The 20,522-nt window shown below is 49.3% G+C and carries 25 protein-coding genes; 10 read left to right on the plus strand and 15 right to left on the minus strand.

Annotated features, from left to right (window positions below):
- Nucleotides 1-178: 178 nt before the first annotated feature.
- Nucleotides 179-1,561, minus strand: coding sequence for a phytoene desaturase family protein (locus tag L3N51_RS08755; RefSeq protein ID WP_238026773.1), 1,383 nt, complete (start codon nt 1,559-1,561; stop codon nt 179-181).
- Nucleotide 1,562: 1 nt separating this feature from the next.
- Nucleotides 1,563-2,036, minus strand: coding sequence for a porin (locus L3N51_RS08760; protein WP_238026774.1), 474 nt, complete (start codon nt 2,034-2,036; stop codon nt 1,563-1,565).
- 128 nt (nt 2,037-2,164) lie between these two features.
- Here L3N51_RS08760 and L3N51_RS08765 point away from each other — a divergent pair, with 128 nt between their 5' ends.
- The 3 genes from L3N51_RS08765 to L3N51_RS08775 are packed head-to-tail and all read left to right on the plus strand — an operon-like array spanning nt 2,165 to nt 4,571.
- A complete protein-coding gene (locus L3N51_RS08765; protein WP_238026775.1) occupies nt 2,165-3,016 on the plus strand; it encodes a phytoene/squalene synthase family protein in 852 nt (283 codons plus the stop codon).
- Nucleotides 2,971-3,666 (plus strand): lycopene cyclase domain-containing protein, encoded by a 696-nt coding sequence (locus tag L3N51_RS08770; RefSeq protein ID WP_238026776.1) that lies wholly within the window; start codon nt 2,971-2,973, stop codon nt 3,664-3,666. Before L3N51_RS08765 ends, L3N51_RS08770 begins: the two co-directional genes overlap by 46 nt.
- Before the next feature lie 5 nt (nt 3,667-3,671).
- Entirely contained in the window at nt 3,672-4,571 is a 900-nt protein-coding gene (locus tag L3N51_RS08775) for a hypothetical protein (protein ID WP_238026777.1), read from the plus strand.
- Between the two features lie 390 nt (nt 4,572-4,961).
- On the opposite strand, the gene L3N51_RS08780 is transcribed toward L3N51_RS08775, so the two are convergent.
- The 4 genes from L3N51_RS08780 to L3N51_RS08795 form a co-directional block, all read right to left on the minus strand.
- The gene (locus L3N51_RS08780; RefSeq protein WP_238026778.1) at nt 4,962-5,654 is read right to left on the minus strand and encodes a peroxiredoxin; all 693 of its coding nucleotides are present in this window, start codon (nt 5,652-5,654) and stop codon (nt 4,962-4,964) included.
- A 318-nt stretch (nt 5,655-5,972) separates the two neighbouring features.
- Entirely contained in the window at nt 5,973-6,110 is a 138-nt protein-coding gene (locus L3N51_RS08785) for a hypothetical protein (RefSeq protein WP_238026779.1), read from the minus strand.
- A complete protein-coding gene (locus L3N51_RS08790; protein ID WP_238026780.1) occupies nt 6,107-6,340 on the minus strand; it encodes a hypothetical protein in 234 nt (77 codons plus the stop codon). The genes L3N51_RS08785 and L3N51_RS08790 overlap by 4 nt, the downstream gene beginning before the upstream one ends.
- The gene (locus tag L3N51_RS08795) at nt 6,306-6,545 is read right to left on the minus strand and encodes an antitoxin VapB family protein (protein WP_238026781.1); all 240 of its coding nucleotides are present in this window, start codon (nt 6,543-6,545) and stop codon (nt 6,306-6,308) included. The genes L3N51_RS08790 and L3N51_RS08795 overlap by 35 nt, the downstream gene beginning before the upstream one ends.
- A 189-nt stretch (nt 6,546-6,734) precedes the next feature.
- Between L3N51_RS08795 and L3N51_RS08800 the strand changes: the two genes are divergently transcribed.
- Both L3N51_RS08800 and L3N51_RS08805 read left to right on the plus strand, forming a co-directional pair.
- Complete coding sequence (locus L3N51_RS08800; protein WP_238026782.1) at nt 6,735-7,436, plus strand: hypothetical protein; 702 nt, start codon at nt 6,735-6,737, stop codon at nt 7,434-7,436.
- A 339-nt stretch (nt 7,437-7,775) separates the two neighbouring features.
- Nucleotides 7,776-8,567, plus strand: coding sequence for a hypothetical protein (locus L3N51_RS08805; protein ID WP_238026783.1), 792 nt, complete (start codon nt 7,776-7,778; stop codon nt 8,565-8,567).
- Nucleotides 8,568-8,786: 219 nt separating this feature from the next.
- Here L3N51_RS08805 and L3N51_RS08810 read toward each other — a convergent pair whose 3' ends face one another.
- Nucleotides 8,787-9,128: a DsrE family protein gene (locus L3N51_RS08810; protein WP_238026784.1), complete on the minus strand. Its 342-nt coding sequence runs from the start codon at nt 9,126-9,128 to the stop codon at nt 8,787-8,789.
- A gap of 187 nt (nt 9,129-9,315) precedes the next feature.
- The gene (locus tag L3N51_RS08815; RefSeq protein ID WP_238026785.1) at nt 9,316-9,840 is read right to left on the minus strand and encodes an Hsp20/alpha crystallin family protein; all 525 of its coding nucleotides are present in this window, start codon (nt 9,838-9,840) and stop codon (nt 9,316-9,318) included.
- Between the two features lie 213 nt (nt 9,841-10,053).
- On the opposite strand from L3N51_RS08815, the gene L3N51_RS08820 reads away from it, so the two are divergent.
- The gene (locus L3N51_RS08820; protein WP_238026786.1) at nt 10,054-10,983 is read left to right on the plus strand and encodes a hypothetical protein; all 930 of its coding nucleotides are present in this window, start codon (nt 10,054-10,056) and stop codon (nt 10,981-10,983) included.
- 35 nt (nt 10,984-11,018) lie between these two features.
- Here L3N51_RS08820 and L3N51_RS08825 read toward each other — a convergent pair whose 3' ends face one another.
- From L3N51_RS08825 to L3N51_RS08840, 4 genes are all read right to left on the minus strand, one after another.
- Nucleotides 11,019-11,999 (minus strand): NAD(P)/FAD-dependent oxidoreductase, encoded by a 981-nt coding sequence (locus L3N51_RS08825; protein WP_238026787.1) that lies wholly within the window; start codon nt 11,997-11,999, stop codon nt 11,019-11,021.
- Between the two features lie 174 nt (nt 12,000-12,173).
- A complete protein-coding gene (locus L3N51_RS08830; RefSeq protein WP_238026788.1) occupies nt 12,174-12,713 on the minus strand; it encodes an adenosylcobinamide amidohydrolase in 540 nt (179 codons plus the stop codon).
- Nucleotides 12,710-13,396: a DUF929 domain-containing protein gene (locus L3N51_RS08835; RefSeq protein WP_238026789.1), complete on the minus strand. Its 687-nt coding sequence runs from the start codon at nt 13,394-13,396 to the stop codon at nt 12,710-12,712. The genes L3N51_RS08830 and L3N51_RS08835 overlap by 4 nt, the downstream gene beginning before the upstream one ends.
- A gap of 262 nt (nt 13,397-13,658) precedes the next feature.
- Nucleotides 13,659-14,252 (minus strand): haloacid dehalogenase type II, encoded by a 594-nt coding sequence (locus L3N51_RS08840; RefSeq protein WP_238026790.1) that lies wholly within the window; start codon nt 14,250-14,252, stop codon nt 13,659-13,661.
- A gap of 180 nt (nt 14,253-14,432) precedes the next feature.
- Between L3N51_RS08840 and L3N51_RS08845 the strand changes: the two genes are divergently transcribed.
- Nucleotides 14,433-14,843, plus strand: a complete 411-nt coding sequence (locus L3N51_RS08845) for a hypothetical protein (protein WP_238026791.1) — start codon at nt 14,433-14,435, stop codon at nt 14,841-14,843.
- A gap of 82 nt (nt 14,844-14,925) precedes the next feature.
- Here the strand turns inward: L3N51_RS08845 and L3N51_RS08850 are convergent, their stop codons facing one another.
- Nucleotides 14,926-16,263 (minus strand): APC family permease, encoded by a 1,338-nt coding sequence (locus L3N51_RS08850; protein ID WP_238026792.1) that lies wholly within the window; start codon nt 16,261-16,263, stop codon nt 14,926-14,928.
- A gap of 108 nt (nt 16,264-16,371) precedes the next feature.
- On the opposite strand from L3N51_RS08850, the gene L3N51_RS08855 reads away from it, so the two are divergent.
- Both L3N51_RS08855 and L3N51_RS08860 read left to right on the plus strand, forming a co-directional pair.
- Nucleotides 16,372-16,734, plus strand: coding sequence for a NifB/NifX family molybdenum-iron cluster-binding protein (locus tag L3N51_RS08855; RefSeq protein WP_238026793.1), 363 nt, complete (start codon nt 16,372-16,374; stop codon nt 16,732-16,734).
- Nucleotides 16,735-16,857: 123 nt separating this feature from the next.
- Nucleotides 16,858-17,091, plus strand: coding sequence for a hypothetical protein (locus L3N51_RS08860; protein WP_238026794.1), 234 nt, complete (start codon nt 16,858-16,860; stop codon nt 17,089-17,091).
- Here the strand turns inward: L3N51_RS08860 and L3N51_RS08865 are convergent, their stop codons facing one another.
- Nucleotides 17,092-18,429 carry a dihydrolipoyl dehydrogenase gene (locus L3N51_RS08865; protein ID WP_238026795.1) on the minus strand — a complete coding sequence of 446 codons (1,338 nt, stop codon included), beginning with the start codon at nt 18,427-18,429 and terminating at the stop codon, nt 17,092-17,094.
- A 106-nt stretch (nt 18,430-18,535) separates the two neighbouring features.
- Nucleotides 18,536-19,423 (minus strand): pirin family protein, encoded by an 888-nt coding sequence (locus L3N51_RS08870; protein ID WP_238026796.1) that lies wholly within the window; start codon nt 19,421-19,423, stop codon nt 18,536-18,538.
- A 121-nt stretch (nt 19,424-19,544) separates the two neighbouring features.
- Here L3N51_RS08870 and L3N51_RS12685 point away from each other — a divergent pair, with 121 nt between their 5' ends.
- Nucleotides 19,545-20,393: a HepT-like ribonuclease domain-containing protein gene (locus L3N51_RS12685; protein ID WP_238026797.1), complete on the plus strand. Its 849-nt coding sequence runs from the start codon at nt 19,545-19,547 to the stop codon at nt 20,391-20,393.
- Nucleotides 20,394-20,522 lie beyond the last annotated feature (129 nt).

Genomic DNA, 20,522 nt, shown 5'->3' on the forward strand with positions numbered 1-20,522 from the left:
GGATAATAGGTAAAGAAGATCTGGTCAGGGGCGACATGAATCGGATGCTTGTGGTTTCCGACACGGCAGGCGAGGTGACACGCAATCATCGGGATAGATATGCCATTGCACACTCCCGTGATTCATATCTTCAAGAATCAGTGGCTCGAATTGTTGGGTCTAGAGGATGTTTGTAGATTCACATTTCCCTGAGAATCCTATCCCTCACTAGAATGGAGGACAGGGTTACCATTGGAACACCTATTCCGGGCTGGGTGTACTGGCCCACGTAGTAGAGGTTCCTCAGTTTCCTGTTCTTCATGGGTAACCTGAAGGGGCCAGTCTGATCGAGAGTGTGGGAGAGCCCGAATGCCGTTCCCTGATACGCGTTGTAATCCCTCACGAAGTCCTCGGGACCGTAAATCCTGGAGTACTTTACCTGAATCTTGCTCCCCGTCTTAATTTCAAGGTCTCTCAACGCTATCTTAACCAGTTCCTCCTTGGTGTTGACCCCGGGCGCCACGGGAATAAGTATAACCAGGTCCCTTCCCAGCAGGTTATCGTCAGTTGCCCGCCTGTAGCTGACGTAATAGGACATGTTCTCCGGTGTGGGCAATCTCCTCTCCTCCAGTGACCTGAAGTGATCGGCCCAGTCCCCGTTCACTATCACCGTGTGATGGGGCAGGTTAATCTCTCCCTCCACTCCCAGGTAACCAAGGATCGCTGATGGGGCTAGCTTCTTCCTCCACCACTCCCTCTCCACCTGGAACTCATCTGGAAGGAGGGTATCCGCGTAGTGGTAGTCCATGTTAAACACGAACACGTCTCCCTCCACTTCCCCATCTGGAGTGATCACGGACCTGACCCTCCTATCCTCAACCTTCACCCTGGTCACGGGAGAGTTAAGTCTGAACTCGATTCCCGCCCTCCTGCACATCTGGTAAAGGTTGTCCACATATCCCTCAAATCCGCCCTTGGGGTAATATACCCCCTGTCCATATATGGTGTAGTTCACCATTGCGTAAACTGCAGGCGTATTGAATGGAGAGCCACCCAGGAACACCGAGGAGAAGCCCATGGCCTTTCTCATGAGGTCGGTGCGAAAATATCGGGAATTGAACCTGTCCAGGCTCTCCCAGAGGGGAATCCTCCCCAGATTGGAGAGAACTTCCCTGTCCAGGAAGTCCAGTATGGTCATTTCCTTGTTCAGGAACTTCCTCATGGCCACTTCATACATGTAACCAGTGTCCTCAAGGTAATCCCTCATCTCCTCCGTGATCTCATGGAAGGTTACGCTCTCTCCCCTCTCTCCCAGTTTCCCGCTGTCAACCCTGACCAGCGGATTCACCCTAACCACGGGATGAGGGTTCTCCCCTATCTCGCGAAAGAACCTCTCAAACACCTCGGGCATGAGATACCAGGAGGGTCCCATGTCAAACTTGAACTCCCCTGCCCTGAAGGACCTGGCTCTCCCTCCCACGGTGGAGTTCTTCTCCACCACAACTACTTCCTCAAACTCTCCCCTCAGGAGAAGGGCAGTGGACAGTCCACCTATCCCTCCACCCACTATCACTGCCCTCATGTCACTTCTTCACCTGCAGTTCCGGGGGTATCTTGTCCAGTCCCTTTATCACGAAGAGGAACCCCCAGTTACCCTCTCCCTCAGCATGATGCACGTCGTGAACCAGGATCAGTTCCCTGAATGGGCTGTGCCTCATTCCCCAGCTCCTGAGGTGTAGATGCCTGTCGTGGATTATCATGTCGTGCACGAAGAAGTAGGCCACCCCATATCCCGTGAGGCCCAGACCAGCGCTCAGGGCCAGCAGGTTTCCGTGGAGGATCTCCTGAAATATCAGGAAAATGGCAACTCCAGCAAAAAGGAGCCCGAAGAGATCATTTTTCTCCAGTTCCGCCTGCCTTTCCCTGTGATGATCCTCGTGAACGGACCACATCACCCCATGCATCACATACTTGTGCATTCCCCTTGCCACGAACTCCATCCCCACGAAGGTGAGGGCGAAAATTCCTGCATATTCAAGCATATTTTCAATGATCATAATTGTAGGGGCGAGGGTCCCCTTTTAAATATGAATTAGATTTTTTCTTTCAGTTCCCTATAGTCGTCAATTAAAGAGTTTCTTACAAATGCATTAATTCACTTTAACAGGGTTTAACACGATACAACTTGAACAAACAGCTTGACGAAATTTTCAAGCGTGGGAGCACGACATACTACAACAGCACTCTGTTCTTTCCTCCCAGGATTAGGGAGGATGTGACCAAACTTTACGCGTTTGTGAGGGTCTTTGATGACCTTGTGGACAGCGTTCCCCAGAGGAGGGATGAGTTCTATCAGATGAGGAAAATGTATGAGATGGAGAGGGATGGAAGGAGGACGGGAAATGTGGTACTGGAGAACTTCGTTGAGCTCAAGGAGAGGAAGGGCTTCAGGGAGGAGTGGGTAGAGGCGTTCCTTAACGCCATGGAGAGCGACCTTCATAAGAGGGTGTACTATACCCTGGATGAGACCCTCAAGTACATGTATGGATCGGCGGAGGTGATAGGGCTTTTCATGATGAAGATACTGGATCTGCCAGGCGAGGCGGAGCCCTACGCCAAGATGCTGGGAAGGAGCATGCAGTACCTCAACTTCATCAGGGACGTAAAGGAGGACGAGTACCTGGGAAGGCAGTACCTTCCAGTTGAGGATATGGAGAGATTTGGGGTGAAGGGGCTGGAGTGTACCGACGAGTTCAAGGACTTCATGAGGTTTCAGGTTGAGAGATACCTGGAATTTGAGAGGGAGGCAGAGAGGGGTTACAGGTTCATCCCCAGCAGATACCTCGTACCCATAAAGACCGCCTCCGAGATGTATAAGTGGACGGGATTGAGGATCAGCTCCTCCCCCTGCGTCGTCCTGTCCAGAAAGGTTAAACCCAAGAAGAGGAAGATAGTTCTCTCAGTCATGAAGAACTCTGTGGGTGTTTACGTATGGAGATCCCTTTCCTCGTTGGCAGGTTTGCCTATGCTGAGATAGATTCCATGATGTTCTTCCCCACCCTGCTGATCTCGCTGTGGATGGGAGGGAGGAACTATGTTGCCCTCATGAAATCAGTGGGAGTGGTTGCTCCGCTCTACCTGTTCTGGGATTTCCTAGCCACTTATCGTGATTCGTGGGCCTTCAATCCCTCTCACGTGCTGGGGCTTTACGTGGTTAACCTGCCGGTTGAGGAGGTGATGTTCTTTGTGGTCACTCCCTTTGCCACCATCATGATATACGACTTTCTCAGAAGGAGAAGGGACTCGCGCGTCAGGTGGGCCTCATGGATTAGCCTCTTGGCCGGAGTGGCCTCGCTTTCAATCTCCCCTCTCTTCCTTGCACATTCCTACACCTTCGTGGACCTGCTTTACATGGGAATGGCCCTGATTGCGAGCTGGTTACTTGACAGGGGAATGCTGGAGTCCTTGAATTTCTGGCGTTTCATGGCCCTCAGTTACGTTCCATTCCTGGTGTTTGACTTCTTTCTCACAGCCCTTCCCGTGGTGGAGTATGGTCCCGGAAGCATACTGGGAGTCAGGGTGATAACGATCCCGGTTGAGGATTTCATTTACTCCTTTTCCATGCTGACCCTTTACACCCTCTTCTACAGGTACTTTCTGGGGAGGCAGACCGCAAACGTGAGGTGATGATCATGGAGGAGATAGAGAAGCTTTTCAGGGGATCTCCCGGAGACGTGGAGAGGATATACTCCACCTTCTCCAGGGACGAGATAATAGAGTGGATGAAGGGAAGGCCCAGCGCAGATATGAGGTTTGTGGAGGTTGAGGGAGATAGCGAGATCGTGGTAGTGGTTCCCACTGCGGACGCCTCAGGGAAGCTAGCCTCAAGGACGAGGGAGCACTTTCAGGGATTGCATATCATTTTCGTGGAGAGCAGAGGACCGCTCTTCAATTACGCCAGGAGCGTGAACGCAGGGGTCAATGAGGCTCTGAAGTTCAAGCCAAAGTGGGTGGTGATATCAAACGACGATCTCACCAGGGTGGAGAGCGTGAGTAAGCTGAGGGATCAGCTGGACTCGGTCACCGGCGTGGATCTGGTGATGGCCTCACCCTCAAGTTACCACACCTATCACGTGCTCCTGATGGATCCCAAACCCTGGTTCGTGACGGGAATGGGCGTTTTCGGGAAGCTAACGGGTCTTGCCCCGGCCAAGGTTTACGGCAAACTGCTTAAGTTCAGGGAGAGGCTGGGGGTAAGGTTCGTAACCATGATAGAGAGCATGGTGGGACCGATGGCCAGATTTGCAGGAAAGAGTTACAGGGTCCTCAATGCGGGTAGCTTCGCCGTGATAAGGCCAAGGAGAAGTCCACTGGACGAGACCTTCATCAATTCCCATGAGGACCTTGTCCTCTCCATGACATCCAGATATGCGGTTATTAACTACGGAATTGAAGAGCAGAGGGGAGCAAGCCTGGGATTTGGAGAGGCGAGGTTTGTGAGGACTTTCGTGAACGAGATTTATCTGAACTACCTCCTGGAGAAAGGCGTTCTGTCCATCCCTGGAACTGAGCGCGAGTTAAGTCACAGTTGAGTTCTCCTTTAAGGTTTCCCTGCCCATGAAGAAGGTCACCATATCCGCAAGTGCGCAGTTACCACCAAAGATTCCACGTTGTGGGCTCGAAAACCTGGCCCTTCAGGGCAATGATGATTAGTACATTCAAACTAAACCCTTCTCCGCAGTCAATTGACCCTTCACGGATGAGTTCTCCTGTACTCACAGTCAGGGACAGGTAATGAAATCTGGAACGTCGTCACTTTTTGATCAGCAGACAGTGTTCACTTTTAGATATAATAATGGTGTGCGGATTTTCTGAAAACTAAGCCTTATCCATCGTGACACCGTGGCTCAGCTAAGCCTTATCCCGACGTGATTCATTCAAATACTCCACACACTAATAATAAAAAAGAAATTTACTTGAGACTAGTTCTGGGACAATAGCTTCTTTGCCTCCTCTACCTCCTTCTTATCAGCTTCCCTGTAAGTCAGCCACCACGCAAATCCCTTGAATTGCTGTAATCTCAGCCTGGAGTCCTTCACGGTTCTGGGCGGTGGATTTAGCACGTTGTCCCCGATCATTTCGTTGTTGGGCCAGTTGGCTGGTATCACATTCCCGGTCTTATCCACAAGTTGCAACGCCTTAATGCTTCTCAATATTTCGCTTATGTTCCTTCCAATTTCCAGCGGATAATACATTATTAACCTCACTATTCCCTTAGGATCCACGATAAACACAGCCCTCACTGTGGCCGTTGAGGACTCGGCGTGCAACATCCCCAGTTTCTTTGCAACGTTACCCATTGGATCTGCAATTATGGGGAAGGGAATCTCAATCTTCAGGTTCTGCTCTATCCAGTTCACCCATTCAATATGACTTATGTTACTGTCAACGGATAGGCCAATCAGCTCGGTGTTCAGGTTCTTGAACTCCTGGTATCGCTTGGCGAAACTGTAGAACTCCGTGGTGCACACTGGAGTAAAGTCCCCTGGATGGGAGAAGATCACGAACCATTTCCCTGAAAATACTTCGGGAAGTTTCATCCTACCCTGGGTTGTATCCACCTCCATCTCCGGGAACTTTTCACCTATTAGGGGTATCCTTTCCTGCGTTTCCATTTTTCCATCTAAATGTAATTTAGAGTAACTCTTATTTAAGATTAACCTCTAGTTTAGATTAAATACAACTGGTAAAGGCCGATAAGGAGAGGTAGTAGGATAAAGATTCCTCTTGATTACTGAGGTTAGCCCATGAGAAAGAGGCAGAAACTCCATCCCGCGTTAAGGGCGAGAGTATCACGACCTTGTCCAGTTCTCAGGGACACCTGAAAACTGCACAGGTGTAACTGAGCAAAAATGACCGGAAATTGCTCTCAATCTTGATCAAGGAAACCAGTGTGACGTAAGAATAGTACTTCAACCCCTGATGGATAAGCCCTATTCAATCAGCACAACCCTGACGTCCTTAACGTTTTGGAAGTCCTTGTTCTTGGTCAGCACCGTCAGCTTCCTAGTCAAGGCCTGGGAGGCAATAAGTATATCAATGCTCCCTATTAGCTTTCCTTCACTCTTCAACTTCCTGTATATGGAGGATGCAATAACCCCGTCAGTCCGGTCAGCGGAAGAACTCCATCAAGGGAAGAGACTAGGCCCAATATCTCCTCTCTGGGTGTTCTACCCACCAGAATCTCGTAAAGGGACAAGGAGCTCACGTAGACCTTTTCCGCGCCAGTGATAAAACTCTTTGCCCTTTCATTTCCTCTCATGAACTCAATCAGAGCGGACGTGTCGGCTAATACTTTCATCTAACTTCTCCCTAGCTCTCTTGACCTCTTCTTCCAGTTTATTCGCCTCCTCATCCGTCAGTATTCCAAAATACCTCATGAGGCGTTTATTCCTTGAATCCCTGGACTCCCTTATCAGCTGATCTATCAGTTCACTAAAGCTCCTGTCACCCTTGATTTCCAGAAGCCTCTCATACACGTCATCTCTGATCATAATGGTCTTCATGTACCCTGTATATAGACTACAGGTAATAAAAGGATTACGCTGATTGGACCAATACGGGTTCTTAACCTGTGCTAGATTCCCATGGTGGCAGATTCAGGTCCAGGAACTGAATATCATGTGAAAAATTAACAAGCTTGAGCAGAATTACCGGAAGCAATATTTAAATCAAGTCAATTTCAATATCTTCACATGTGCAGGATGGTAGCATATCACGGAAGTAACAGGGCAACGTTAAGGGAACTTGCGGATTGCCTGGTGAAGGCAGCGGAGGACGACCCACTCAAGGGATGGTCACATCCTCACGGATGGGGTATTGTGGCGCTCACGGAGGACAGGCTAATTCACCACAGGAGCTCAAGGCCTGTGTTTGAACCCTCCGAGAGAAGCACTCTCATCAACCTGGTAGACTCCCTTTCAGGCAGGATGATGGTGATCATTCACGCTAGGAAAGCTAGTGATCCCTCTCTGGTATCCTCCATGTACTCCCATCCCTACCTGGAATCCAACGACAGGGAATTGCTCTACGTGGCCCATAATGGGAGCGTGAACCTCTCCCTTGGAAAGGAGATTGGAATGGCGGTTGAGGGAGTGGTTGATTCAGAGCTAGTTGCTAGATACCTTTCCATGAAGGGAGTTAACAGCGTGAACGAGCTGATTCCTTACACGCGGACTGCGTTGAATCTCTTGGTCCTCAAAATTCCACGGGGAGTTGGATCTCCTCTCTCCAGGGCAAGCCTTCATTATTTCAACTGGGCCAACTCAAATGACCCATACTACGACCTTCATGTTGGAAAGGGGTATGTGATGTCCTCCTCCCTGAGTAAGGTTGGGTGCAGGAGCCTTGGTCAGGCCGAGAAAGGGAAGCTTATGGAGCTAACGCCGGAGTCCTAATCTGGAATGTTTGGGTGCCATCGTGTGAAGAACCAAGGAGGTTTAAGTCCATCTCTTATCTTGAATTTAATGAGTCAGATTTTAAAGTATTCACTTGGGACTGATGGATTTTACCCTAGTCCTCCAGACTCCATTTCCTTCGTAGTCTTTCAACTAAAGTGGTTGGATTTTTATACTCAGCTCTCTCACGATTTGGAGAGTTTAGACAGGAATCAAGAGTATACTGAAGGACCCTTACGTCATTATAATCATGAATGTGGTCCATTATTCAGGACTTTGTGAGCCCATGGAGGGATTGAGGATCTTAAAAGATTAAATATGGCTTAAATTATTTGTACTGTGTACTTCTCTAAAAGGCAGATGCTCAGACAGGCCTTTGGCTTCTACATGGAGGAATTGGTAGCAAAGACTCTGGAATCACGTGGTGAGATCTGCCTCCCCTACGATCATAACCAGATCTACTCGTGGAAAAGAGATGGGTTAGACACCGCAGTGAATGCCCTGATTTCCTTTTTCGACGTACTGAGCAGAAACGAGGTACCACCCTACCTTGATGTGAAACATCATTACTCAGAGGTAGTCAGCACGATCAAGGCCATAATTTACGGATTTGAAGAAGGGAGATGGTATGACCTAAAGCTCTGGTCAATACTTAAAGATCGATACATCAGTACGGTTTTGGATCCACTCGACCCTATCAATGTGAAGCTTTTCGTTATATCAAATCTCGTCCAGAGAAATATCTTCGAACTCTTGCGAGTCAGGAGTGACAAAGTCATAGTATCAGAGGTAAAGAGCCAGTTCGGTCCCCGGGTTGATTATAAGATCGAAATAGAGAACAGACAGTTTGAACTGATGAAGGTGCTATACCGTCTTGGTCTGAACTATAGCCTCATTTATCTCATTGCACTTCCCAGACCGCGTTTCGTGGAGATCTATCTAAAGGACATTCTCAGTGTTGCGCTGGAAAAGGATAAAACGAGGCAATCTTACAGAATTCGCGTACGTGTTCCTGTGACTTACAGGGATGAGAAAAAATTTCAGTATATAGATAGTAACCTATATAAATATAATGATGAGGTCACCCTACTTGAAGAACTGGAGGATAGATACAGGAGAAGGCCAAGGTAATCACGTCCTAAACAGTATAGTATCCCGAGGGAGCATGGTTGTTAGGGGTGACGTGGAGCTTCCCTGGAGTTTTCTACGCGATGAGGTTTTAATCGATTCGATTTCAATTTGTCCTGGTATTCACATTGTCACACCTGAACTTAACCCTAAGGTATATCTTTACAAGTTTTACGTTGTTTGTATAAAAAGGGCAACAAAAAAGCAAGAACCACGCTTATCTTAAAATGTTAAGATGGTGTAGCCCTCATTAGCGAACTTTACTATGACGTCTGCTCCCCTGCTGATCTCATCTGCGTGAACCAGTTCCTCCCTACTAACGTTATAGTTTTTCATTGCCATCTCACAGGCGTACACCTTGACCGAGTTCTTCCTGAGCGCATCCAGGTTTTTACTGACTATCTCTGAGAGCTTGCCTTTCTTGTCAAGTGCGGTTATTCCAGGTCCCAGGAATACAACCCTCACGTCCTCCGCACCCATCATCCTTAGACCATTAGCCACGTTCACTGCAGTATTTACATTTGGCTGATCCTGGGACTTTACCACAAGTAGGAATTTAGCCATGAACTAAAAACTCTTTTAACAATCTTAAGTTTTTCTTTTATAAATAGCATTTTCATGATTATAACGTTCCTCGGGGAGTGAAGACGGCCATCAAAAAGGTTCAAAGGGAGGATTGAAATGCGGTTTTAGTCAAAACATGCCGTGATGGATAAGACTTGTTCATAAAATTATGCTACTGCACATGGAATCATTGAATCTTGAGCTTCTCTTCACCATCCTTGTAAGCCTTCTTGAAGGTGAAGACCAGGACCCCGTTATTGAGCTTCGTTGACACTGGCTCCACCGGACCGGGAAGGGATATCTCGCTCTTCCTCCCATTCCACTCCACTATCAATTTCACCTTATTCTTTAGGGTTGCCTGAATTTCCTCCTTCTTCGCGCCTGGAACCTCAAGGGTAACTATAACCTTATCCCCGCTTTCCACCACCTCGAAGTCTCCCTCAGGAGGCTCAACTTCCTTCTCCTTGACCTGGGAGATCGGGACTCCATTGACGTATTCCTCAATCCTCGGTTGTCCGTCCGGACCTATGGTCACTCTCCTGGTGTATGTCCTGACGTCTCCACTCTCCATGAGCTGTTTGATCATTTCCTCCTGCATCTTCAGGAATTGATTAAAGATATCGTCAAAGCTGGAGAACGGATCAACGGGCCCCGTCTGTTCATTATTTTCCTCATCTTTCTTCTTGTCCTTCTTTTTTCCAAATCCAAACATAAATAAGGTGTGGATTTGAGAGTTAAAAACATGTCTTTACGATTTCTTGTTTCCGTAAAGGAAGGAACGGGGTGATTTAAGACCCTTCTGGACTCCTTATCCTCACTGATCACGTTCTAGACGGAAAGAGTTCCTTTCCTAGAAAATTTGCCTTCGAGTCCGTATCTTGACCGGTCAGTCCATGCTTATAATCTCACGTATTCATGTAGATGCATGAAATTCCTGGATAAATTCCACGAAAACAGGTACGAAATGGCAATGGCCATAGCTGAAAATACCTACAAGATTCAGGGATACACGTACGTGGAAACTGTTGATCCCCTGAGGGATTACGTCATTGGAGAAGATAATGGAGTGGTCTACGTTCTTGAGGTGAACAAGCACTGCACCGACGTGAGGAAATGCCTGGGCATAGATTACCTATATAGCGAGCCCTTTCCCTTCCAGGAGGGCGTGTCGGTGGGAGTTCTGGACATCGCCCTAAGGATCATAAAGAGCTTCAGGGATATGTCAGGTCTGAGGGAGCACATCCTTAACAAGGAACTGATCCAGTTCGAGGCAAGGGATTACATGTACCTGAGGAACACCAGCGAACCGGAGAACGTATATCAGAGGTTCGTGAACTCGCTCCGCGACCGTGAGGTGGAGGAGCTGGCCCTCCTATCTAGGAACTACATGGAGATGTATCGTGTTCTGGACAGGAACCCTGAGGGGGTGGAGAAGCTGGAGGAGAAATTCAGGGAAGTGGAGGCTGAGATCCTCCGCATTGCAGGGAAGAACGGAGTTGAGTACGTTGAGGGTTACGGGAGGATAGACCCGGAGGAGCACATCTCCGAGGATGAGGAACACATAGAGAGGGAGGTGGAGAGTCCCCTGGACGTACTTCACATACTGGCACAGGTTAGAGCCAGGAAGGTGAGGGAAAACATTGACGGGTTCCTCGAGTATCTGAGAAGAAGCGAGGGCCCCCTGACCTGGGGACCTGTGAACGCCACGGGCGTACTTCTGGACTCCTTTGAGAGGAGAACTGGGACCATCCTGATCCTGAACCCGGGTGACCTGGTGGTAAATAGGGGAGGGGAGAAGAGAGTTCATGTGGAGCCTGGCATCATCCTTGTGGAGAAGCTTGTGGAGTCTGGATAGATTGAAGTTGTGAAACTCTCCAGGATCATGAGCTGTCACCTTAACGTTCCCATGAACACCTTGCTTACGTATTCCCCGGGTTTCTCACGTTTCCTCGCCTCCTCCACAACCTTGAGATGGGCATTCATAATCCTGAAGAGGCTGGAATTCCTCAGGTCCACCTCCTCGCCAGCAATCCTCCTGGCCACAAGTTCCGCGTGCATCAGGGATGGTCTTATTCCCTCCCCTGTGATGGGAAACACCGCGCCACCTGCCTCTCCCACCGCGTTCCCCAGCTTCAGACCTCCCATGGAGATCCTGGCCACTCCGTAGCTAACCTTTTCCCCAGCGAGGAGGGAATTGAGTCTCTCCCTGAGCACGGTGAAGGGAGCCTCACCACCAATCCCTATCCTGGCGCCGTGAGGACCAGGGAAAACCCATCCGTAACCCACAAAATCTGAGTAGAAATAGGAGTTCAGCACGTTCTCCTCTGCATGATAGGTAGTATCGTACTGGATTGCCTGAACGGTGTCGTGGGAGAGGGCCTGATATCCCCTTGCGTCAACCACAAGGTCATACCTGATACCATTGACCTCGTTTCCCCTGATCTCTCCTTTCTCCCACCTGATCTCAACTCCCTCACTCAGGCGTTCCAGAAACCTGGGTTTGTCTATTATGTACGCGAAGGGTTCGCTGGAATGAACCTCGTGGATGAGTTTGTTGTCAAGAAAGATCCTGTACCCTGTAATCTTGAACAGGATCTCATTCCTTAAAAGGAGGTCCTCCACCGAGGACAGGACAACCCAGCTACAGGGTTTGGTGCCGAGCCTCTTCTCCCTTTCGTAAACAACCACGTCCTCCTTCAGGTTTCTGGCCAGAAAGAGTCCTGCCGGTCCCGCGCCAACTACGGCTATTTTCATGGAAGAAATTTCTTCATGTGGTAAATAGGGCTTCATGCCGGGGAAGGCACTCGACTCCGTGTTAGTGACGGGAATCAGGAGAACGAGAAGGGAAAAAGTGACTTGAGAAGGGGACAAATGAAATCTCCCCCATGGATTTTCACGATCTAGCCTGATGTCTCTTCAGCAGTTCTTTATGTAAGTTCTTTCTCGAATTCCTTTGAATGGTGATCGTGCCAGGCGATAAAAATTAATGAAAAATACTAAGAGAAAGCACGCAAAATTTACCCTTCCTGTCATGATCGTGAAGCGCTAATCACTGGACGTGGACCTCAGCAGTTCCACAATCTTTCGCCTCACATCCCTTGCAACCTCCTTGCCCAGTGCCGTGCCTGGACCGGCGAAATATCCATCCCCGGGTGTACTGCCCACCGCCACTGCGTCGCTCACCGTACCGGTGAGGTTAAGTCCCAGATCCCTCAAGGCCCCTGATTTTGCCTCAGTTACGGTCCTCACAAGGTCCACAAGACCATTCAGGTTCAGTCCCTCGTTCACAAATGCCCCCACGTTGATGGTACAGCCTGCGTCCTCCCCGCTCTCCCCAACTCCCGCACTCACGTAAAGCTCGCCCCAGGATCTTTCCTCATGGGAGTAAGCGGTGGCAGCTGTGATGAAGGCGATCTCGCCCTCAGCGCAGAGAGATCTCACGTCGCTCCACGGATCCTTGTTACAGTAGGCCTTATCCACGAATATGGCGCATATTCCCCTGGCCCTGCCAACCCCTTCAGGGTAGAGGGCCGAGGTTAGGACAATGTATTCCCTCTTGAGGGGGAGATGCATCACTTTCATCATAGCAATCCCTCTATCTCCTCCGACGCACTCACCACCGGTTCTAGGCTGGTGAGATTGTGAAGCAGTTGCTCCGGGGAGTAACCGGTTATTGTAGAGGGAGAATACAGGTAACCAATCACCATGTAGGTTCCCTTTGGCCCGGATATGATAATGGTGGAGGGTATGTGTGATGGACTACCCAGGTCCACTGCAGGTCTGAAGAACTCTCCTGAGGCAAAGCTCTGAACTTCATACCTGTTGACCAGAGGGTAGGCCCACGGAGCCTCATCCCTGATCAGCTGAAGGCCATACTCCACGTAATTGTTGATGGGCGTGCCATTGGCAGAAGCGTTAAGATATTCATTGTAGAGGTATATCACCCTGAATCTCACCGTTGAATTTGGGGTAAAACCTTCGAAGATAAGCCCGGAGGTGTTGGGGTATTCGTCCAGCGGGTCAGAGTGGTTCAGGGTTACGTTAAGTTTTCCGTAGTGGGACAGGGCTAGATAGAGTGCCCAGCTGTCCGTAGCTCCATAGGGACATCCATACCAGGAAATGAAGAGAACGCACGTCTGGTTGGTGAGCTGTTGCGGGGAAACCCTGAACGGCGTATCCAGCGGAACTCCATACACGGGGAGTGTTCCTAGAACCAGGATCAGTACCACGATTATGGTAATCCCGATCACGATGACTTTCTGATTCATGAGAAAAGTTCCGCGTATGAAATAAAATGGTTGCCGTAACTTGGCGATGGAGGTCTAACTGAAGCGGGGAGAAGAGCGATGAAAGACGACACCAGATTAGTTTCAGGGCCCGGCTCAGTTTGTTGTGTAGTTCAGGTTAAAGGCTCCTTAAATACATAACAAAATATGAAGTAGCCCCTAGTTTCAAACTTGGTACAAACAATGAATTGGGATGCGTTCACATGTTGGAGTTTTTCCTGAAGAGGCCAGAGAACCCTCTCGTTTACGCCTTCTCCTTCAGGTAAAGGGCCAGTTTCTCCAGGTCCCTTGCTATTATGTCAACCTGAACCAGGGAGAGCTTCTCCATTCTCCTGTTCAGGTAGAGGGCCCCCATCCCGGCGTTTTTCGCCCCCATGAGGTCAAACCAGTTTGATGAGACCAGGAATGCAGGGTAACCGGCTCTCTCCAGGAAGTATTTGTAGACTCTGGGGGAAGGTTTGTATGCCTTAACCTCCTCGGCACTAACCACTCCCTTGAAATACTGGAGCACCCCGTTCCTCCTCAGGTGTTCCTCAACCTCCTCTACCGAACCGTTACTCAACGCGAAAACGTCGGCAAGTTCTGATATGTCCTTCAAGAACCTGGTGTCGGGGTAAGCCCTCAGGTTCAACCAGGCGTTCATCAGATCGGTTTCCGATCCCTCGTGAGTGAGGAGGTACTCCTGAATGGCCTGTCTGGTGATCTCCCTGAAGGGGACAAACTTCTCCATGGTTGTGTAGACCCATGTAAGTTCCAGCTGTCTTCTCCTTATTTCCGGCGGAAAACTTGAGGTATCCAGAAGCGTTCCGAAAACGTCGAATGCGAGTATGAGTCTCATGGTCATGTCTTGAATTGCGCAGTTAAAAGATTGTAAATTGGTTAACCTTTGGTTTGGACAAAACCCTCTCCCGCGCGAGACGCACAGCTTGAAAAGCTCCAGCTTGAGTTACCGGCCGGAAGTCCATCGCAGTGAGCTTCATGTAGGTGAAGCTATTAACTCGCCATTCTCAGGTTCTTCATGACGCGAAATGAAAGGGATTATGCAAGGATGAGCCTGAATGATTTCCTTGTGGCAGTGAGTAGATTGAGGAGAGGTTGTTTGAGACTCTCAGCCTTCAGGGCTTACAAGAGTGAGAGAAGATTACTGCAGGCCCTTGCGGTGGTTCACGGTCTGAGGAGGGAAGACACCTACTGCGCGGTGCCCAAGGCTTACATGATTGACGTTTCCCGTAAACTTGAGGTGAGATATCCGGGAATTGTGAACATGACCGTGAGAGCTCTAACTCTTTTCAATCAATGGAGAGAAGGTAACCCGGATGGGGAAGCGATCCTGACTCTCCTGAAATCCCTGGAGTTTAACTGGATCTCCTCCCTCGTGGAGGAAGGTCTGTGGAGGAGGGTCCTGAAAGTTCAGAAGGAGTTGGATTAGCGCCCCGTAAAGTTTTATTCATGCTTCTTAATCATGTCCTGGTCAGGCATCATCAAAACTCCAAGCTGGTCCCACGTCCTGTTCACGATCCCTGTTTCATCCCCTGATCTCTCCTTTCTTTCCAGCTGAGCAGAACATCAAACAGCCTCACCTTCTCCGGTTTCTCCCTCTTACCTTCCCTCATCAAGGAGTATACCACGAGCAGTACCATTGTTGAAAGGGCACCTATGAGCAGAGCCTCCTTAGGCATTCCCACAAAGATGACCAGAAGTCCCACCACCGAGAACCAGGGCAGATAGGGATAGCCAGGAGTCTTGAACTCTGGATTGGTTCTCTTCCTCAGGTGGATGACCGCCAGGGACGTAACAAGATAGGAGAAAAGGAGACCAAAGTTACTGATGGCAGCTATCACGTATACGTTCCCTGCAAAGAGCGTGACGAGGCCTATGATAGCTGAAATTATCACTCCGTTACTTGCCACATCTCTCTCCCTGTTGTACTTGGCCACAATCCCTGGCAGTAGTCCATCCGCTCCAAGCTGATAGATCATTCTGGACGAAGTCAGGATCATGGCCAGGGTTGCAGAGGTTGTGGCAATGAGTGCCCCAATTCCAACTACAAGGTAAAGCCATTGTGGTGCATGCACGTAGGATAGGGCGAAGGATAGGGGATCCGCGCTAATTCTGTAAAGGTTTGCAGGGACCAGGATCATCATGGAAATTACCACGGTCACGTACAGTACCAGGCTTATGATCACGCTGTATATTATTGCCCTGGCTGCTCCCTTTCCTCCTCCCTTCACACTTGATGCTATTGTTGAAACGCTTTGAAAGCCCGAGTACGCGAAGATTATCCCCTGGAAAGACTCCAGAAAGCCATATCCTGCGTCTGCGGGGATGGTGAAGTGACTGGCCAGGTTCACCCTGTTCACAAGGAGGAGGGCAAAGGCGGAAAAAATTACAAGGATAGCCACCTTTATCATGACCAGGTAGAAGTCGGCCTCGGCTGCCTTCTGCACACCCATCAGATTAAGCACCGACAGGATCAGTATGAGCAGTATTGCATAGATGATTGGATCCCCGCCCACTATAGAGGAAAGATATGATCCAAAACCAGTGGAGATAGCTGCTATACTGGAGGCGTAACTGAAATAGAGGAGTACCCCTGTGACGAAACCCAAATGCGTACCAAAGGCCTCATTGGCGAAGGAATAGGCTGATCCTTTAAGGTCAGGAAAGAGGGATGTGAGCTCGCCTGTTTCAAACGCAATAATGAGGGCCAGAAAGCCCACAAAGGCGAAGGCCAGAATTGACAGAATCCCGGCCAGGGAGATGACGGTTCCACTGAGGACGAAAATCCCCGATCCAATTATGGCCCCTAAGCTAACCGCTGTTGCGTAGGCGACACTGATCTTCTCCATAACAATTTGTGCACACAAGGATATTTAAATGGTCTAGGTCCGGAACTCTGCCTCAGTGGAAAGGCACGCTTAAGCTAAGGTTTTTAGCCACCAGTTCTTCTCACTCCTATGAAAATTTGTACAGTTGTGGACGATCAGGATAAGATTGAGGTCTTCTCCAGGGGAAAATTCCTAATCCTGTTTGACGACAGGAACAGGGAAATAATGACCAGGGAGGAAAACCCGGCTCTCCGTTCTCCAATGAAGAGACCTGCCGTGGCCAGGGAATGCGTCAGGCTGGGGGCGCAAAGGGTGATAGCAGCACATGGTTCCCTGTGTTATCCCTCGTATTCGATCCTGAAAAGGAATAACGTGGAAATGTTGGTTGGAAGACCTGGTCAGGGAATCTTTGAGGAATTTTCCCCTGTTACCAGGGGAGAGGTCCTGTATTCAAGTATGCAGGCCATCATGGAGAGGATTAGAGGACACTGAGCGGTCAAGTTCAAGGGTTAGGGACATCTTGAGGATGATTTAACGTTCCTGGGTCCCCTACACTCAACCTGTACGCAACAAAGTCCCACATATCTTTTATTCTTTAAGGAGATATTGTAAACAATGAACGAGGAGTGGCTTAGGAGAAGAATGGAGGCCGAAAAAGAGGCCAGGGAGATGAGAAGGAAATCTGCCGACTGGAACTTCATCAACTCCCTTCCTCCAAAACTGAGGATAGCCCTGGAGTATTACGTGGATAGCGGTGATTTTCGCGGTGCGTCCAGGATCGCAGATATGTCAGTAGATGAATTCCTATATTTCGCCAAGGAGAGGGCAAACATCATCGATTTGTCGTGATTACCTCGCTCTCCTCACCACTCTCCTCATCAGTGAGGTGATTTGCTCAAGCTGTGTGGGATGTGGCTGACTGATTCTGGCCAGCTCATAACTGGTTAGTCTCTCACCAACAGCCAGGGCCAGTTCCCCTATTAACATGTCCGCATCCTCTCCCACAACCTGTGCCCCAAGAATTCTCTGGCTTCCCCTCTCTATGACCACCTCCATCCATCCTTCTGCGAATCCATCTATCTGTGCCCTGGAATCCAGGGAGAGATCGTATCTTCTGGTCTCCACGTCAAAACCCCTGGCGATGGCCTGCTCTTTCCAGAGTCCCACCCATGCTACCTGTGGGAAGGAGTAAACAGCGAAGGGGACAGCGTTGTAATCCATCTCTACCACTTCCCTGTTTCCCTCGAGAATGTTCTGTGCGGTCACCCATCCCTCAAGCACTGCGATGTGGAATAGCATGAACTTTCCGTTCACGTCCCCGGGCGCATATACGTTATCCAGTACGGTCCTCATCCCGGGGGAAGTCTCTATCTCGCCCCTCTTTCCCAGGGGAATTCCGTTCACCGCAGATGTATTGGGCTTCCTTCCCACAGCAACAAGCACTTCATCGAAACCCTGATATCTTCCCTTCTCCGTAATGACCGTTTTCCCGTTCTCCCTGAGGATGCCCGAGGACCTTTCCTTCACTATTTTAACTCCCGCATTGGTCAACTCCTTCTCCAGAAGAGCCTGAACCTCCTGCGAAACCTCCTTGATGAGATGGGACGCAAACAAGGTAACCTGTGAGCCCAGTCTGGCGAAGATTGAGGCCATCTCCACCCCTATGTATCCTCCTCCCACGATCGCAAACTTCTCTGGAACTTCCCTTATGGTTGTTTTGGGCATTAGCAGGTCGTGGGTGGTGATCCCGCCCTCATACCCCTTGGGTACTACAGGGTCGGCCCCAGTGGCTATCACGAGGTATCTTGTACTGAACGTCTTATCCCTAACCTTGACGTGTTGCTGATCCACCATTACCCCGGAATCTGCGATGAAGGTCAAGTTCTCATGTTCCTTGATTTCCTCGTCGTGTTGCCTGAACCTCCTTTCCTGTACTTGATCCTTCCACTCCACGAGTTTGGGGAAGGATATCTCCGCCTTCATGAAGGGGACTCTCCTGGACCTTTCAATTTCACTTGCTCCATACCAGTAGGTCTTGGAGGGTATACAGCCTTCATATAGGCAGTTTCCTCCTAGAACGCCCTTAGGTTCCAGCATCAGGACCTTCATTCCGCCCCTGGAAAGCTCAAAGGCAGTGGTGTAACCTGCTCCTCCTCCACCAAGGATTATGGCGTCGAAGTCAGTCATGGAATAAAACACGAATTAAAAGTTAAATATTTATTTAGTTTTAGATCCAACCCAATCAACGACGAGGCAGATGCCCCTATTACTGCCAGGACTCTTCGGGATAATCTCACTGGGTGATGGGGGCCTTCCTCACGAAGGTACCTCTTCTCAGATCAAGCAGGGCCTGGGTTAACTCCTCCTCGGTATTCATCACTATGGGACCATACCAGGCTATGGGTTCATTGATGGGCCTCCCGGACAGGACTATGAAGTGGGCTCCCTTCTTCGTGGTTATCTGGAGCTCATCACCGTCGTCGTAGATCGCCAGGTGACCCTCCGACAGAGTCACGTTATCGTCCATCTTTGCACTTCCCTCCACAACGAAGGCCAGCACGGTGTAACCCCTCTTCACCCTTGCCCTGAACTCCTTCTCAGGCTCCAGTTTCACCTCATAGTAGGTTGGATCAACCGGGCTGGTGACCCTCACGGGACCCTCAACTCCGTCGTATTCCCCCGTGATAATCTTGACCCTTCCGCCATCTATCTTAACCTCAGGTATATCACCTCTCCTAGCATCCCTATACACGGGGTCAGTCATCTTCATGTTCCTTGGCAGGTTGATCCATAACTGAAGCCCCTTATTCATGGTATTCAGTACCGTGGCGTGAAGTACATCCTCCTCGCTCAAGGGCTTGGGCATTTCCTGATGGAATATCCCGCTACCTGCGGTCATCCACTGTGCGTCCCCAGGGTAAAGAACCCCCTTCCCTCCAGTGCTGTCCTCGTGTTCCACCTTTCCCTGGATGAGATAGGTTAGGGTCTCAATACCCCTGTGTGGATGCCACGGAAACCCCGCTATGTAATCCTCCACGTTATCTGAGCCGAAGAAGTCCAGGAGAAGAAACGGATCGGTCAAGGAATAGGTATGAGGTCCGCCGAAAACTCTGTACAGCTTAACTCCAGCCCCATCCCTGGTTTCCTTACCCTCTAACATATACGAGACTTTTCTAAGCATAAATTAACTTTACCAAGTAAAGTATTTAAGCTTGCTTCAACTTGGGCAAGTCCATGCGTAAATGGCTCCCCGGCGTTAAGTTGGGGGCAGAGCTAATAAGCGACCAGTGCTTGATTTATGTGTGTCAGACTTACTAGAACTTTCGCAATATCTGGAAAGGCTCAGGGCCTTTAACTGGAGGGACTTCAACGTGTACTACGCAGTTCTCTTTGGGTCACTCGCCAAGAACGGTAAGGGCGAAGATGTAAGTGTAGCAGCGGAATTCAAGAGCGATGACCCAGAAATGTACCGCTCCCTCCTCCACTACCTGATGAAATACCTAGACCTCGAGAAAGTCAACCTCGTCATGATATCTGATAGCACTGACTGCTCTCAAGTTCACGAGGTCTTTAGCTACTCCCTAATCCTTTATCTCGAGGATTACGACAGAATGTACAGAAGGGCATCCATCTGTGAGGACTTCCTCATGGACATGAGGAAGATTGAGACGAACATGAAGAGGTGGAGCATAACAAACTATGCGGGAGAAGGGGCAATGGGTATGTTAATGAAGCCGCGGCCGTTGAATGATCTGCTGAAAGTCATAGAAAACATAACCGAAAAGCTAAATAACTTTACATCTGGGCGCGGTGGGCTGACTGGTTGGGAGGATCAGATGGTAGTTCTTCATTCTCTTCAGATACAGGCTCAGGCTCTCATTGATCTTGGAGCAAGTGTTTTATTTAAAATGAATGTTAAAGCTCAGAAATACAAAGATATTCCAATAAAGTTAGAAAGTAAAGGACTTATTGATAAGGAAGACAAGAACTTCATGAACTGGGTCATAAACTTTAGGAACAACTTAGTTCATGAATATTCAGAGATGGATCTAAAGACGGTAGAGGAGATACTGAACCGAAGGGAGTACATGAAGCTCCTTGAAATAGCAATGAAATTGAAGGAGAAGGCCAGGGAGTACTGGGATCCTTGAGGCAGAGGCGATCGGGAAAGCGACGTGCTGTGTTAGTTGCTTAAAGTCCTGGAAAGTCGATGACCTTGCTCTCCTGTCTGGACCTTTTACGAATGGGTTGTGACTCTTAAAAACTCCCCAGTCCAGCCC

The sequence above is a fragment of the Metallosphaera javensis (ex Hofmann et al. 2022) genome (assembly GCF_022064045.1).
Lineage (GTDB): Archaea > Thermoproteota > Thermoprotei_A > Sulfolobales > Sulfolobaceae > Metallosphaera > Metallosphaera javensis.

Coding starts and splice junctions, on each gene's coding strand:
- L3N51_RS08835 (WP_238026789.1), bottom strand. CDS start 13,396: ATGAATCAGAAAGTCATCGTGATCGGGATTACCATAATCGTGGTACTG.
- L3N51_RS08860 (WP_238026794.1), top strand. CDS start 16,858: ATGAACGAGGAGTGGCTTAGGAGAAGAATGGAGGCCGAAAAAGAGGCC.
- L3N51_RS08815 (WP_238026785.1), bottom strand. CDS start 9,840: ATGTTTGGATTTGGAAAAAAGAAGGACAAGAAGAAAGATGAGGAAAAT.
- L3N51_RS08780 (WP_238026778.1), bottom strand. CDS start 5,654: ATGGAAACGCAGGAAAGGATACCCCTAATAGGTGAAAAGTTCCCGGAG.
- L3N51_RS08865 (WP_238026795.1), bottom strand. CDS start 18,429: ATGACTGACTTCGACGCCATAATCCTTGGTGGAGGAGGAGCAGGTTAC.
- L3N51_RS08775 (WP_238026777.1), top strand. CDS start 3,672: ATGGAGGAGATAGAGAAGCTTTTCAGGGGATCTCCCGGAGACGTGGAG.
- L3N51_RS08755 (WP_238026773.1), bottom strand. CDS start 1,561: ATGAGGGCAGTGATAGTGGGTGGAGGGATAGGTGGACTGTCCACTGCC.
- L3N51_RS08870 (WP_238026796.1), bottom strand. CDS start 19,423: ATGCTTAGAAAAGTCTCGTATATGTTAGAGGGTAAGGAAACCAGGGAT.
- L3N51_RS08820 (WP_238026786.1), top strand. CDS start 10,054: ATGAAATTCCTGGATAAATTCCACGAAAACAGGTACGAAATGGCAATG.
- L3N51_RS08795 (WP_238026781.1), bottom strand. CDS start 6,545: ATGAAGACCATTATGATCAGAGATGACGTGTATGAGAGGCTTCTGGAA.
- L3N51_RS08800 (WP_238026782.1), top strand. CDS start 6,735: ATGTGCAGGATGGTAGCATATCACGGAAGTAACAGGGCAACGTTAAGG.
- L3N51_RS08850 (WP_238026792.1), bottom strand. CDS start 16,263: ATGGAGAAGATCAGTGTCGCCTACGCAACAGCGGTTAGCTTAGGGGCC.
- L3N51_RS08770 (WP_238026776.1), top strand. CDS start 2,971: ATGGAGATCCCTTTCCTCGTTGGCAGGTTTGCCTATGCTGAGATAGAT.
- L3N51_RS08790 (WP_238026780.1), bottom strand. CDS start 6,340: ATGAAAGTATTAGCCGACACGTCCGCTCTGATTGAGTTCATGAGAGGA.
- L3N51_RS08855 (WP_238026793.1), top strand. CDS start 16,372: ATGAAAATTTGTACAGTTGTGGACGATCAGGATAAGATTGAGGTCTTC.
- L3N51_RS08840 (WP_238026790.1), bottom strand. CDS start 14,252: ATGAGACTCATACTCGCATTCGACGTTTTCGGAACGCTTCTGGATACC.
- L3N51_RS08810 (WP_238026784.1), bottom strand. CDS start 9,128: ATGGCTAAATTCCTACTTGTGGTAAAGTCCCAGGATCAGCCAAATGTA.
- L3N51_RS08845 (WP_238026791.1), top strand. CDS start 14,433: ATGACGCGAAATGAAAGGGATTATGCAAGGATGAGCCTGAATGATTTC.
- L3N51_RS08760 (WP_238026774.1), bottom strand. CDS start 2,036: ATGATCATTGAAAATATGCTTGAATATGCAGGAATTTTCGCCCTCACC.
- L3N51_RS08830 (WP_238026788.1), bottom strand. CDS start 12,713: ATGATGAAAGTGATGCATCTCCCCCTCAAGAGGGAATACATTGTCCTA.